General features: G+C 64.1%; 15 protein-coding genes. All 15 read right to left on the reverse strand.

Translation table 11 applies throughout. The annotated features are described in order from the left end of the window. Positions 1–11: 11 nt before the first annotated feature. Positions 12–269 carry a flagellar FlbD family protein gene (locus GBEM_RS18735; protein WP_012532181.1) on the reverse strand — a complete coding sequence of 86 codons (258 nt, stop codon included), beginning with the start codon at positions 267–269 and terminating at the stop codon, positions 12–14. Positions 270–459: 190 nt separating this feature from the next. Next, positions 460–1,380, reverse strand: a complete 921-nt coding sequence (locus tag GBEM_RS18740) for a flagellin N-terminal helical domain-containing protein (RefSeq protein ID WP_012532182.1) — start codon at positions 1,378–1,380, stop codon at positions 460–462. A 9-nt stretch (positions 1,381–1,389) separates the two neighbouring features. Further along, complete coding sequence (gene flgK / locus GBEM_RS18745; RefSeq protein WP_012532183.1) at positions 1,390–2,838, reverse strand: flagellar hook-associated protein FlgK; 1,449 nt, start codon at positions 2,836–2,838, stop codon at positions 1,390–1,392. A 1-nt stretch (position 2,839) separates the two neighbouring features. Next, positions 2,840–3,337 carry a flagellar protein FlgN gene (locus tag GBEM_RS18750; protein ID WP_012532184.1) on the reverse strand — a complete coding sequence of 166 codons (498 nt, stop codon included), beginning with the start codon at positions 3,335–3,337 and terminating at the stop codon, positions 2,840–2,842. A 12-nt stretch (positions 3,338–3,349) separates the two neighbouring features. Then, positions 3,350–3,655 (reverse strand): flagellar biosynthesis anti-sigma factor FlgM, encoded by a 306-nt coding sequence (gene flgM, locus GBEM_RS18755; protein WP_012532185.1) that lies wholly within the window; start codon positions 3,653–3,655, stop codon positions 3,350–3,352. After that, positions 3,645–4,007: a rod-binding protein gene (locus GBEM_RS18760; protein WP_012532186.1), complete on the reverse strand. Its 363-nt coding sequence runs from the start codon at positions 4,005–4,007 to the stop codon at positions 3,645–3,647. Before GBEM_RS18760 ends, flgM begins: the two co-directional genes overlap by 11 nt. 20 nt (positions 4,008–4,027) lie before the next feature. Next, complete coding sequence (locus GBEM_RS18765) at positions 4,028–5,107, reverse strand: flagellar basal body P-ring protein FlgI (protein WP_041262878.1); 1,080 nt, start codon at positions 5,105–5,107, stop codon at positions 4,028–4,030. Positions 5,108–5,211: 104 nt separating this feature from the next. Beyond that, positions 5,212–5,904: a flagellar basal body L-ring protein FlgH gene (locus tag GBEM_RS18770; protein ID WP_012532188.1), complete on the reverse strand. Its 693-nt coding sequence runs from the start codon at positions 5,902–5,904 to the stop codon at positions 5,212–5,214. Next, entirely contained in the window at positions 5,905–6,645 is a 741-nt protein-coding gene (gene flgA / locus GBEM_RS18775; protein ID WP_012532189.1) for a flagellar basal body P-ring formation chaperone FlgA, read from the reverse strand. A 6-nt stretch (positions 6,646–6,651) separates the two neighbouring features. Continuing rightward, a complete protein-coding gene (gene flgG, locus GBEM_RS18780) occupies positions 6,652–7,440 on the reverse strand; it encodes a flagellar basal-body rod protein FlgG (RefSeq protein WP_012532190.1) in 789 nt (262 codons plus the stop codon). A gap of 86 nt (positions 7,441–7,526) precedes the next feature. Then, the gene (flgF, locus tag GBEM_RS18785) at positions 7,527–8,243 is read right to left on the reverse strand and encodes a flagellar basal-body rod protein FlgF (RefSeq protein ID WP_012532191.1); all 717 of its coding nucleotides are present in this window, start codon (positions 8,241–8,243) and stop codon (positions 7,527–7,529) included. A 9-nt stretch (positions 8,244–8,252) separates the two neighbouring features. Beyond that, positions 8,253–9,005, reverse strand: coding sequence for a FliA/WhiG family RNA polymerase sigma factor (locus tag GBEM_RS18790; protein ID WP_012532192.1), 753 nt, complete (start codon positions 9,003–9,005; stop codon positions 8,253–8,255). Beyond that, on the reverse strand, positions 8,989–9,909 hold the full coding sequence (locus GBEM_RS18795; RefSeq protein ID WP_012532193.1) for an AAA family ATPase: 921 nt from the start codon (positions 9,907–9,909) through the stop codon (positions 8,989–8,991). Before GBEM_RS18795 ends, GBEM_RS18790 begins: the two co-directional genes overlap by 17 nt. Next, on the reverse strand, positions 9,906–11,360 hold the full coding sequence (flhF, locus tag GBEM_RS18800) for a flagellar biosynthesis protein FlhF (RefSeq protein ID WP_012532194.1): 1,455 nt from the start codon (positions 11,358–11,360) through the stop codon (positions 9,906–9,908). Before flhF ends, GBEM_RS18795 begins: the two co-directional genes overlap by 4 nt. Continuing rightward, positions 11,350–13,428 carry a flagellar biosynthesis protein FlhA gene (gene flhA, locus GBEM_RS18805; RefSeq protein ID WP_012532195.1) on the reverse strand — a complete coding sequence of 693 codons (2,079 nt, stop codon included), beginning with the start codon at positions 13,426–13,428 and terminating at the stop codon, positions 11,350–11,352. Before flhA ends, flhF begins: the two co-directional genes overlap by 11 nt. Between the last annotated feature and the right edge of the window lie 81 nt (positions 13,429–13,509).

Genomic DNA, 13,509 nt, shown 5'->3' on the forward strand with positions numbered 1-13,509 from the left:
GTGTCAGAAGGCTACAGGCTGCAACTCGGATGATACCGTTCCGCGTCCCTGCGGCGAAGGTACCCCTTGGCGACGCTCGACGCGGCCCGGCGGAGAATGTGCGCCTTGAAATTGGCGATGCGCCCGATCACCACCTTCGCCGGCTCCAGGACCAGGTACCGGTTCCCGTTGGAGAGCGTGATGTGGGTGTCCGGAGTCTCCATGATGATCTCGATCAGGTCCGGGTTCAGGTACATCTCGCTGCCGTCGCGCGTAGTCACCTTGATCATGCGTCCCCCCATGCTAGGTTGCTGTCTTGCAGCCCATGTTTTTCGTTTCGGACGCTGCCGTAAAAGCTTTAGCTCTATCTGCCCGAGCCGTGAATCCCTCTTCATTCCGGGGCCCGCGGTCCATTTAAAAAAAGGCCGGGCGAGCCTTTGGCCAGGTCGCTCGGCCTTTTGCACGTAAGAAGCGCGCCGGCTATTTCATGTAGTCCAAAAGCGAGAGCTGGGAAAGCTTTGCCGTCGCCGAGAGCGCCGCGTTGAAGGCGGTGGTCTTCTGGGAGAGGAGCACCCCGATCTTCGCATAGTCGACGTTCTGGATATCGCCGTAGATGTTTTTCAGCGTGTTCTGGTTGTTGCCGATCATGGTCTTCATGTTGTCCAGCCGCACCTGGCGCCCCGCCACGTCGCTGATCGCGGTGGAGACCTGCTGCGCGGCGGCAGCTGCGTTCTTCACGCCGTCGGCGATCCCCGCCTTGTTGTTGCCGTTGATGGCGAGGATCAGGGCGTCTATGGTCCCCAGGATGTTCACCGGGCTCGTTCCCGCGGTGGCGCCGCTACCTACCGCCGCAGGCGGCGTCCCCCCCAGAAGCAGTTTCCCCCCGGAGACGTTGGTCGCCACGTTGCTCCCCGGCGCGATCTCTACGTTCACGAGGTCGTCGGTGCCGCTGAAGTTCCCCAAGTTGTCGAAGGGGGGACTGTTCTTGAAGCCGGCGAAGACGTACTGGTCGCCGACCCGGGTGTTCCCCATGTCGATCAGCTGGCTCTTGAGCTGGGTGAGGTTCGTCACCGCGCCGCTTACGCTGGTGGGATCCTGCGTGCCGCTCACCATGTCGCCGGCGATCTTCTTCACCTGCTGCAGCAACCCTGACATGCTGGTGAGCGCCGTGCTGGTGACGTTCAGCAGGAGGCCCGCCTTGGTGATGTTGGAGCTGTACTGCTCCCCGGCGTTTATCTGCTCCTGCAGGTCGAGGAGCTGGCGCGAGGAGAGCGGGTCGTCGCTCGGCTTGTTGATGTTGAGGCCGGAGGCGACCTGTTCCTGGAGTGTGTCGATGCTGGAGCGCCCTTTCTGCAGGTTGTAGAGGGCGTTTTCTGCGGTCATACCCGGGGTTACTCTCATCGCTGTCTCCTATCGCACCATGCCGAGGACGGTGTCCAGCATATCCGTGGCGGCGCTGATGACCTTGGCGGAGCCCTGGAAGGCCCGCTGGTACTTGGTCAGATTGGTGAGCTCCTCGTCCAACGACACCTCGGAGTTGGAGGACCTGAGCGCGCTCAGCTGCTTCAGGAAGCTCGCCCCCTGGCTGGCGACGTTCTGCGTCCCCTCGGTGTCCACCCCCACCTGCGACACCAGCGAGTTGTAGTTGTTGACGAAGCTCGCGTTGCCGGTGGTGAAGGGAACGCTTTGGTTCCCGAGTGCGACGAATTGAAGCGCGTTCAGGTTGTTGCCGCTGCTGGTCGGTATCGGGTCGGTGGGAACAACCGGTAAGGCCGCGGCCACCTTGGTCCCGGTGAGCGCCCCGTCGAGCGCGATGCTCCCGGCGGTCAAGCCGGCCGGATTGAAGAAGTTGTTCCCGGTGGTGCCGTCCAGCGCGTAACCTGCCGAATGCAGCGTGTTGGTCCGGGTCACCAGCTGGTTCGCCATCTCGTTCAACCGGGCCAGGTAGCCCGGGACGATGCCGTCCCGAACCTGCATGGTCCCTCCCAGCTTCCCGCCCACGGTGGCCCCGCCGCCGACGGTGGCGACCAGGGTGTCGGTGGCAGGGACGTTGGCGGGGGGAGGGTTTCCCAGAGCCGAAAGCATGATGTCGTTGGCGGCCGGGGCGCCGGTAGCGTTGGTGTAGAGGGTCGCGTACCTGGTGCTATTGACGATCTGCCCCCCCCCGGGAAGCGTCACCGAGGCGGTGCCGTCGGCGTTGATGGTGGAGGTGATCGAGACCTGCTGGGAGAGCTTTCTTAAGAGGAGATCCCGCTGGTCCAACAGTTCGTTGGCGTTGCCTCCCACCGAGCCGGTGGCTAGGATCTGCGTGTTGACCAGGGCGAGGTTCCTCGCGTTGTCGGTCGCCTCGGCGGTGATCCCTACCAGGTTGCTGTCCGCGGTGCTCGCCACATTGCTCAGGGTGAAATCCATCTGGTGGAAGGAGTCCACGAGGATCTGCGACCTGGTGATGAGCGCCTGCCGCTCTGCGGAGCCGGAGGCGTTGGTGGTCAGGTCCTGCCAGGCGCCGAAGAAGTTCGTCAGCGCCTTGCCGAGACCGTCCGAGGTCAGCTCGTTGAAGGAGGGCTGGATCTGCTCCAGCGCCGTCTGCTTGGCGAGGTTTTCCTGATAGCTGCTGTTGCCGTTCACCTGCTGCAGTTGCAGCATGTTGTCGTAGGTCCGCTGCACGGCGCCTATCTGCACGCCGGTCCCCAGGGGGAAGCCGTTGGCGGTGGTGACCGGCTTGTTCTCCATGATCACCTGCTGCCGCGAGTACCCATCGGTGTTCACGTTGGCGATGTTCTCGCCGGTCACCTCGATGGCGAGGCGCTGCGCGGTGACGCCGGAGGAGGCTATGTCGAAGAGTGTCCCGATGCCCATGCTAGATCTCCTTGCTCACGAAGCCGCTGGAACCGCGGCCGTTCACCAGGGCCCCCGCCATGCCGTAGGTGTTCCCGGGATTGAAGAGGCGGTTGAAGAAGTTGACCGAGCGTCCCACCAGGTTCAGCGAGTCCTCGATCAGCCTTTGGTGCAGCGCCAGGGCCCCGTTGAAGGCCTGGGCGTTGGAGACAATCGACTGCTGCGCGTCCTTCAGCGCGAGTTTTTCGGGTTCCGCCAGCTTCTCGATGATCGGGGTGAGGGTCTTGTTGCCGGGGATACCGAGCTCCGTGCCGATGGTGGCGATCATCTCCTGGCACCGAGTGGAGAGCCTCGCCATGCGCTGCATCCCCGCGGCGATATCCTGCTGGTTTTCCTCCATCCTCGCCATGTCCAGCGAGATCATGCACTCCTGCTCCTCACGCAACAACCCCTGCAACTGGTCCATGAGCACACCCTTATCGCAAAGGGCGGCAATCAGTTCGGCTATCCTTGGCTCCATCTTCTATCCCCCTTAACGCGTCTTGTACGCGTCCATCATCTTTTGCGCTAAAAGCGTCGGCTCCACGCGGTAGCCGCCGTTTTGCACCTGCTGCTTCGCGAGCGCCACCCGGTCCAGCCTGACCTCGGGAAGCGACTCCATCTCGCCCTTGAGCTTTTGCATCTCCCGCACCTGAGGAGAGAGTTCCACGCGGTCGAAGCTGAGCACCCGTGCCGCCGGGCGCGCCCCCTGCACCTGTTGGGGCGCGGCGGCTTCGTTCTTCTTGAGCGCCTGGGACCGGGAGATGTCGACGACGTATGCGCTTCCTTCAATCCGCATCGGGCACCCCCTTCACGGGAACCGGTTTCGATCCCTGCGTGCTGCGGGAGAGCTCCCTCTCCAGGGTCTGCGCCAGGCCGATGCCACCGCCTGCGACCGCGGCGTTCGCGTACTCCTGGTCCAAAAGCGAGCGGAAGGTCTCCTCGCCGCGCCCGCCGCCGGTCATGGTGTCCTTGCCGACCGTCTCCCGCATCGACTTGAGCATCATCGAGACGAACATCGCCTCGAACTCGCGGGCCACCTTCTTGACCTGGGCCGGGGTCTCTCCCCCGCCGTTTCCCGTTTTTTCGGGGCGCCTCCCCCTGGGGTCCTCGACCGGGAGGGCATGCTGCGGAACAGCCGTGATCTCCATGTCAGCTCCTTTCCACCTGGCTACATCACGCTCAGCTCGGCGTTCAGGGCGCCTGCGGCCTTGATCGCCTGCATGATGCCGAGCAGGTCCCTAGGCGTTACCCCCAGGGTGTTCAGGGCGCGCACCACCTCTCCCAGGTTGGCCCCCTCCCTGACCATGGAGAGGTTCACCTTCTCCTCGGCCACCCTCAGGTCCGTCCTCGGCACCACCGTGGTGGTCCCCTGGGCCAGCGCCCTGGGCTGGGAGACCTTGGGGGTCTCCTTGACCACGACGGTGAGGTTGCCGTGCGATACCGCCACGGTCGAGATGCGGACGTTCTCACCCATGACGATGGTGCCGGTCCGCTCGTTCATCACCACCCGCGCCAGGACGTCGGGGTTCACTTCGAGCCGCTCCAGGTTGGCGATGAATTCGACCACCCGGTTCTGGTACTCGGACGGTACCGCGATCTGCACGCTCCCCGGGTCGGTGAGTGTCGCCACCTGCCCCTGGAAGCGCTCGTTGATGGCGGCAGCCACCCGTGAGGCGGTGGTGAAGTCGGACTGGTGCAGGTTGAGCTTCAGTTGGCTGCGGTTGGCCAAAACGTTCGGGATCTCGCGCTCGATGAGCGCCCCCCCCGGTACCGTCCCCGCGGTCGGGTGGTTCTTCATGGCGCTCGCCGCCTGCCCGCCGTAGGAGAAGGAGTTGGTCAGGACCGCACCCTGCGCCACGGCGTAGACCTGGTTGTCCGCACCCTTCAGTGGGGCCATCATCAAGGTCCCGCCGGCGAGGCTCTTGGCGTCACCCATGGAGGAGACCAGGACGTCGAGCCGGTTGCCCTGCTTGGCGAAGGGGGGGAGCTGGGCCGTGACCATGACCGCCGCGATATTTTTCACGGTGATGTCGTTGCGGTTCACGGTGATCCCCATCCGCTCCAGTGCGCCGACCAGCGACTGCACCGGGAACTTGGTCTGGTCCGAGTCGCCGGAACCGTTCAGGCCGACCACGAGGCCGTAGCCGATCAGCTGGTTTTCCCTGACGCCGTCGAACGCCGCGATGTCCTTGATGCGCGCGCCGAAGACTACCTGCGGCAGCAGCAAAAGGACCAGCAGCAGTAACATTTTCCATCCGAGATTGACTTTCACTGGTTCCACCTGAACACTCTTCGGCGCCTGTGTCGATTTCTTGACAACGCCCGCGACCTCACCCCTCAAACAATCCAACTCTAGAACGGCCATATCTTGTCCAGCGCGTTGAGAAGCCACCCCGGCTTTTGCCTGTCGCTGATGATCCCCTTGCCGGAGTAGGCGATCTTCGCATCGGCGATGAGAGCCGAGCTGATGGTGTTGTCGGCGCTGACGTCGCGCCCGCGCACCGTACCGGTCAAAATGATGATCTGGTCCTCGTTGTTCACCTTGACGTTGCGCCTCCCCTCGATGAGGAGGTTGCCGTTGGGGATCACGTCGACCACCTTGGCCGAGATGGTCGCCTGCAGCGTCTCCTGCCGCGAGGTGGAACCGCTGCCGTCGAACTTGGAGCTGAAGCTTGCGTTCAAGAGGTCCGAGAGGTCGGCCCAGTTCTTGATCGCGGTCGTTTCCAGCCCCAGGAGCTTCGGGATACCCGCGCTGATCGAGGAGCCCCGGCTGGTCCCGGTGGAGGCCTTCTTGCTGGCGCTCGCGTTCTCGGAGATGACCACGGTGATGATGTCGCCGCGCCGGCGCGCCTTCATGTCCTCGGCGAGCCCCGTCGAGGAGGCCTGCCACAAGGAGCCCGAGGCGTAGCTTACCTGGGGCGCCGGTATCTGCTGGTCGAAGGTCGGGGTCTGCACCTCCGCGCTCTGGTGCGCGCACGCCGCAAGCAGCAATAGCGGCAGCCCCAGGGCCGCCGCCTTTATTTGCGCTTTATTTTTCTTCCACATCTAAAAGTCCACCTTTACCGTCGCCGCGTCTACCACCCGCGCCGCGATCTCCTTTTGCGAGGAGAGGTTCTGCACCGTGATGACGTCGCCCGGGGCTCCCGCCCCCTTGGCCCGGCCGCTCGCCGTTACCTTGACCACGTCGTTCTCCGCCAGGATGGTGACCATCTGCCCGCTCTTCACCACCGGCACTTTTTCCAGATTGTCTTTTCGGACCGGGGTATTGGCCCGCATGGTCGCTTTCACCCTGAGCCCTGCCGCCTCGTCCGGTTCCTTCAGGTATCCGCCGCGCGCAAGGCTTAGGTCCCTTTTGGCGACCGAGAGGTCCGAAGCTAAGAGCACCTCGCCCCGCTCCAGGGTCCTCGCCGCAACCACCATATCGGCCAGCGCCTCGACCTCGACCTGCACCGTCTGGTTGCGCTTCACCTGGTCGTCCACCCGCACCACCAGGGCGACCGACGCGTTGCCGTACCCTTCCCAGCGCTCTGGAGCCACTACCTCGAAGCTCACCCGCCCGGCGGGAAGCTTGAGATCGCCGTTGAACCCGATCTTCTTCACCGTGACCTGGGCGGCCAGGGGGGCCGCTTTCTGCATCAGGTAGTCGCTGATGGCCGCGCGCACCGTCGCTTCGGTGACCACGTTTTGCGCGGCCTGGGGAGCCGGAGCTGTCGCCGCAAAAGCGGGAGCGCAAAGGCAAAGGGAGGCGGCCGCGGCCAAAAGCCGCATCGCTTTCAAAAGACGCATCAGCTATTACCTCTTCAGGCCCGCTGCCTGCTGCAGCATCTCGTCGGAGGCCTGGATCGCCTTGGAGTTGATCTCGTAGGCCCTTTGCCCGACGATCATGCTGACCATCTCTTCCATGATGCTCACGTTGCTGTTCTCGAGGAACCCCTGCTCGATGGTCCCCAGGCCGTTCTGCCCGGCGGTCCCGGTGGTGGCGGCCCCGGAGGAGTCGGTCGGGAGGAAGAGGTTCTTGCCGATGGCGTTAAGGCCTGCGGGGTTGGAGAAGGAGGCGAGCTGCAGCGTCCCTACCGTGGTCGCCGCCGTCTGCCCCGCCTGCTGCACCGATACGGTACCGTCGGTCCCGACGGTGACGCGGGTGGCGTTACTGGGGATCAGTACCTCCGGGATAACCGGCTGGCCGTCCGAGGTGACCACCCTCCCCTGCCCGTCGCGCTTGAACGCACCGGCTCGGGTATAGGCGGTCGAGCCGTCGGACTGCTGCACCTGCAGGAAGCCGTCCCCCTGGATGGCGAGGTCGAGCTCGTTGCCGGTGGCGATGATGTTGCCCGTGGTGAAGACCTTGGTCACCGCACCCGGCCTCACCCCGAGCCCCACCTGGATCCCGGTCGGGATGGTGGTCGCGTTGGTGGCGGGAGCGCCGGTGGTCTTCTCGGTCTGGTACATGAGATCCTGGAAGTCGGCGCGGCTCTTCTTGAAGCCGGTGGTGGCGGCGTTGGCGAGGTTGTTGGCTACCACGTCTATGTTGAGCTGCTGTGCCTGCATCCCGGATGCTGCGGTCCAAAGGGCCCTGATCATTTTTTTCTCCTTAACGCTCGAACCGGTCCCGGTCGGCGTTTTTCGTTCCACGTCGCTTTAAATCGACATCTGGCCGCTCTTAGGCCCTACACCTTGCCCAGTTCGTTCACCGCTTTGGCGGTCATGTCGTCGTAGCTTTTCACCGCCTTGGCGCAGGTCTCGAAGTAGCGGCTCGCCTCGATCATGCGCGCCATCTCCACCACCACCTTGACGTTGGAGCTTTCCAGGTACCCTTGCTTCACCGAGGCTTGAGTCGGGGCCGGCGCCGCCTGCGGGTTGGCCGGCACGAAGAGGCCGCCGCCGATCTTGGTCAGCTGGTAGGGCTTGGGGAAGTCCACCTTGGAGAGGGTGCCCACGGTCGCGCCGTTCACCACTACCTCGCCGTTCCCCGCGATCTCGACTTTGCCGCCGCCGATGGCGATGGAGCCGCCGCTTCCCTGCACCTCGAAGCCGTCGGCGTTCACGAGGCGCCCGGCCTGGCTGCGGAAGAAGTTCCCCTGCCTGGTGTAGGCCGGGCCCTGGGGGGTGTTGACCACGAAGAAGCCGTCCCCGTCGAGCGCCACGTCCAGGGCGTTCTCAGTCCTTTGCATGGCACCCGGGGAGTAGTCGGTGGAGTAGCGGTCGTTACTGAAAACTGGCGCCTGCTGTGTCGGATTTTTGACATTGGCCAGCACGCTTTCGAACTGGATCTGGTCCGCCTTGAAGCCGGAGGTGTTGGAGTTGGCCAGGTTGTTGGAGATCACGTCCAGGCGCCGCTGCGCCGACAGGTTCCCGGAAAGGGCCGCATATATGCCGCTGTTCATGCTCCCCCCCTAGCCCAGGCGCTTCATCTTGCCGCGCAGCCTGATGATCGCCTGGCTGTGCAGCTGCGAAATTCTTGACTCGGTGAGGTCCAGGACCGCGCCGATCTCCTTTAAGTTCAGCTCCTCGTAGTAGTAGAGCGTGACCACGATGCGCTCCTTCTCCGGCAGGGCGTCGATCGCCTCGGCCAGGCGCTCCACGGTCTGGCGCGCGATCAGCTGGCTCTGCGGGCTCTCGGTCCCCTTGTCCTCCAGGACGTCCAGAAGCCCGAAGGGAGCGCCGTCCTCGTCGTGCCAGGCGTCGTCCAGCGAGACGAAGGAGAGGAGGTGGATCTCCTCCAGGAGCCGGAAGTAGTCCTTCAGCTCCAGCCCCATGGCGAGCGCCACCTCGTCGCTGGAGGGGTTTCTCCCCAGGCGCTGCTCCAGCTGCGAGAACTCGCGCTCCAGTTTCTTGAACTTGTCCCTGAGGCTCCTGGTGAGCCAGTCCTGCGCCCTCAGCTCGTCCATGATGGTGCCGCGGATGCGCTGCTCGGCGAAGGTCTTGAACTGCACCCCGCGGGCGGGGTCGAAGCGCTCGGCCGCGGATATGAGCCCGATCACCGCGGCGCTCCTTAAATCGTCGCGGTCCAGGTGCGGGGGAAGCGAGGAGGCGATCCGGTCCACGATGAACTTCACCAAGGGGAGGTGGGTAACCACAAGTTCGTCCCTGCTCATCGGTACCCCGCGTTGCGCCTCGTTCTCGTACGCCTTAAGAAGACAGTTCATGGTTCCTCCACAGCTTGCTAGATGCCATCGGGGCGACCGGCATGGGCACCATGTCCGCCGTCCGCTCCGCATTTATTTTCCGGGCCAGATGTTTGAAACCCGCCGAGGCCTTGGAGTCGGGATAGAGGCGGCAGAGCGCCCCCCTCCTCTTCACCGATTCCACCAGGAGTTCGTCGTGCAGGATGCAGCCTGCGTGCTCAAACGAGACTTGCAAAAAGCGTCCCGTAATCGCCGAAAGTTTGGAAAAGAGTGTCGCCCCCTCCTGGTTGTCGCGGCACATGTTGACCAGGAGCCGGAACTTGAAGGAGCTGTCGCGGCCGGAAAGCGCCTTGATCAGGGCGTAGGCGTCGGTGATCGAGGTCGGCTCCGGGGTCACCACCAGCATGATCTCCCGGGCGATGGAGGCGAAGCTGGTCAGGTTCGCCGCGATTCCCGCGCCGGTGTCGATCAGGAAGTAGTCGAAGCGGTCCTCCAGGCGGAGCATCCCCTGCACCAGCGCCACCCGCTCCCTCGGGGAGAGCGATGAGTACTGCTGCATCTCCATCCCCGCCGGCAGCACGCTCACGCCGCCGCCGACGTCGACCACGGTCTCCTCCAGCGCGATCTCGCCGGCCAGGACCTGGCTCATCCGGTAGGGGGTCTGCCTGCCCAGCCGCAGGCAGATGTCGCCTACCCCCGGGTTGGAATCGACGATCAGCACCCTTTGTCCGGAAGCGGCGAGCGAGGCGGCGAGATTGACCACCACGGAGCTGTTGCCGACCCCACCCTTGCCGCTGGTGACCGAGATCACCCGCAGCCCTTCGCGCACCTGCAAGAGGTCGGGGGTGGGAACCTCACTTCTGCCGCGGCCGGCCAGCCGCCTCAAAGATTCGGCCTGATCTGTTGCCAGACATGAAACTGTCATCTTGTTGACTCCTGCACCACCAGCGAGGCGAGTTTGCGAGAGCTTGCCACCTCGATGTCCTCGGGCACCTTCTGGCCGGTGCTGAAATAGGAAAGGGGAACCTTGTGCTTCAAATAGGTGTCGACGATGCAGCCAAGGCTCCTGCTCTCGTCCAGCTTGGTGAAGAGAAGCTTCGTAATCGGCAGCGTCCCGAAGGTCGCTATGATCTCGTCGATCTCGCGGGTCCTGGTGGTGGCGGAGAGGCAGAGGTAGACGTCGATGCCGTTATGCGCCTCCAGGTAACCTTTCAGCTCGTCCAGCCGCTCGGTATCCTTGGGGCTCCTGCCGGCGGTGTCGATCATGATCAGGTCCTTGTCCGAGTGCCTGGCAAGCGCCTTGCCGAGCTCCTGCGAGTTGCCGGCCACCTCCAGCGGCAGGTCCATGATCTTCGCGTAGGTCTTGAGCTGCTCCACCGCACCCACCCTGAAGTTGTCCATGGTCACCATGGCGACCGAGACCCGGCGGTTCAAGGCGTAGAGGGCGGCGATCTTGGCGATGGTCGTGGTCTTCCCCACCCCCGTCGGGCCCACTACCGCGACGATGCGCGGGCCGGTCTTCTTGATGCGCAGAGATCCGGAGCACTTGATCATCCCGGCCAAAGCCTCGGCCATGAGATTTCTCAGTTCGCCGATGCCGGCACCGCCGCGGGCGGCGGGCCTGATCGCCTCCATGAGGAGTTCGATCGCCTCGGGGCCTACATCCTCCCCCTGCAGCTCGGCGGCAAGCGCGTCGAGCAGGAGCTCACCCTGGCTGGCACGCACGCTCTGCTTCGCCTCCCGGACCTCCTCTACCAGTGTGGTCTCTTTTACCGGCGGCAGGGACGGGACGCTCAGCACCTCGAGCTGCTGCTGCAGTTGGGCCGCCATGCTCTTCGTTTGGGTGGTTTCAGAAGCGGCGCCGCCACCGGCTAAGGGGAAGCTGACCAGCCTGGGCTCTTTTTCCTTACCCGAGACGGCGCTGTACAGGAGCTTCTTGATCTCCTCGAGCTCCTCCTTGGCGAAGGTCCTGGGGGCCGGGGCTTCGGCGCCCTGCTCGGTTGCCGGCTGCATCGGCTGCAACGGCTCTCGCGGCGCCGCGGCCTCTTTTTTCGAAAGCGCTTCGAGACGCTGCTTCAGCTCGCGCACCTCCCGAGCCAGCGGTCCCAGCATGGAGTTCTGGAACTCCTCGCGGGTGGAGAGTTCGCGCTCGGGCGGCGCCGGGGGAGCCTCCTCGCGGTAGGGGTTGTGACGCGGCTGGGGCTGTCTCGGCTCCAGCGCCGCGGTCACCTCGTAGTACGGCTTGGAGAAAAAGCCAAGGAACCCCTTTTTCCGCTCTTTCTTCGAAGAGAGGATCATGGCGTCCAGCCCCATCTCGGCCTTCACCATCCGTAAAGCCTCCGACATCTCGCCTGCCTGAAAGGTTTTAACTAGCATTGAGCACCACCACGCCTAAAGATTGGATTTTTATATTCGGCGGGATCTCGTTGTGCGAGATGACCGCCAGGTTGGGCATGTAACGTTCGGTAAGCTTCTTCACGTGGCGCCGTATGCTGGGGGACGCCATCAGGACCGGCAGGACGCCGGTGGCGTCGAACTGCTCGGCGTTTCTCCGGATGGCGGCCAGGATGCGCTGCGCCACCCCCGGCTCGATGGCCAGGTAGCTCCCCTGCTCCGAAAGCTGCACCGCGTCGGCTATGGTCTCCTCCACCTCGCGGTCCATGGTGAGGACGCAGAGCGTGTCGTCCTCCCGCTTGTACTGCTCCACTATGTAGCGTCCCAGGCTCTGGCGCACGAACTCGGTGAGCATGTCCGGGTCCTTGGTCACGCCGCCGAAGTCGGCCAGCGTCTCCAGGATGGAGCGCAGGTCCCTGATGGAGACGTTTTCCTTCAAAAGGTTCTTGACCACGCGCAGCACCGTTCCCAGGGAGAGGAGCGACGGCACCAGTTCCTCCACCACCTTCGGGAGCGTGGCGGCGATGCTGTCCAGAAGCTGCTGCAGCTCCTGGCGCCCCACCAGTTCGTGGGCGTGCTTCTTGATGGTCTCGCTGATGTGGGTGGCGAGGATGGTGGTGTTGTCCACGACCGTGTAGCCGGAGACCTGCGCCCTCTCCCGCTCTTTCCCCTTGATCCACACGGCGGGAAGCCCGAATACCGGCTCGGTGGTCTTGATCCCCTCGAGCTGGCCGGTAGCGCCGCCGGAGTCCATGGCGAGGTACTGGCCGGCGAGCTCCCCCCCTCCCACCTTGGCGCCGTTGATCAGGAGGTTGTACTCGTACGGCTTCAGCTGCAGGTTGTCGTGGATATGGATGGGGGGAACGATGAACCCCATGCGGTCCGCCACCTGCTTCCTGATGGAGCGGATCCGGTCCAAAAGCTCCCCCTGCTGGCTTGCGTCCACCATGGGGACCAGGCCGTAGCCTACCTCCAGTTCCAGCATGTCCAAAGGCCTGATGGAGCTGATCTGGTCCAGATCCTCCGCCCCCGCCTGGGTCTCTACGACATCCTCGATCTCCGCCTTCTTCTCCACCGCCATCTTGCTCACCAGGTAGGCGACGCCGGAGAGGAGGAAGAAGGCGAAATGCGGCAGCCCCGGGATCAGGGCGAAGACGAAAAGAACACCGGAGGCCACCTGGAACGCCTTCGGGTAGTTGAGGAGCTGTCCTGCGATCTCGTGGCCGAAGTTGTTCTCGTCGGCCGAGCGGGTAACGATGACGCCGGCCGCGGTGGAGATGATCAGCGCCGGGACCTGGGCCACGAGCCCCTCGCCGATGGTGAGGAGCGTGTAGTTGGTGAGCGCCTGGTCCAGCGCCATCCCCTTTTGCCAGACGCCGATGATGAAGCCGCCGATGATGTTGACGAGGACGATCATGATGCCGGCGACGGCGTCCCCGCGCACGAACTTGCTGGCACCGTCCATGGAGCCGTAGAAGTCCGCCTCGCGCGCGATCTTCTTGCGCCGCTCCTTCGCCTCCTTGTCGGTCAGAAGGCCGTTGGAGAGGTCGGCGTCGATGGCCATCTGCTTGCCGGGCATGGCGTCCAGGGTGAACCTGGCGGCGACCTCGGCGACGCGCCCGGCGCCCTTGGTGATGACCACGAAGTTGATGATGACGAGGATCAGGAAGATGACGGCGCCGACCACGTAGTTGCCGCCGACCACGAACTGCCCGAAGGCCTTGATGACGCCGCCCGCCGCCTCGACCCCTTCGCTGCCGTGCAAAAGGATGAGCCGGGTGGAGGCGATGTTCAGGGCCAACCGGAAGAGCGTGGTGACCAGCAGGATGGACGGAAACACAGAGAAGTCGAGCGGTTGGATCGTGTAGAGGCAGACCAGCAGGATGACGAGAGCGATGGTGATGTTGGCCGCGAGGAAGACGTCCAGCATGAATGCCGGTACCGGGATGATCATCAGGGACAGTATCCCGATCAGGGCCACCGCCATGTAGATATCCGAATTTTTCTTGGGTCCTGGTAGCGCCAGGGCGTCGGTCGCGCCGTTTGCCATTCGTTGCATCCTTTGCCTGTTTAATGGAGGGGTACCTCCGGGCAAGGGACACTGTGCAACCGGTATGCCATAGGCGGGAAA

It is taken from the genome of Citrifermentans bemidjiense Bem (assembly GCF_000020725.1).
Lineage (GTDB): Bacteria > Desulfobacterota > Desulfuromonadia > Geobacterales > Geobacteraceae > Geomonas > Geomonas bemidjiensis.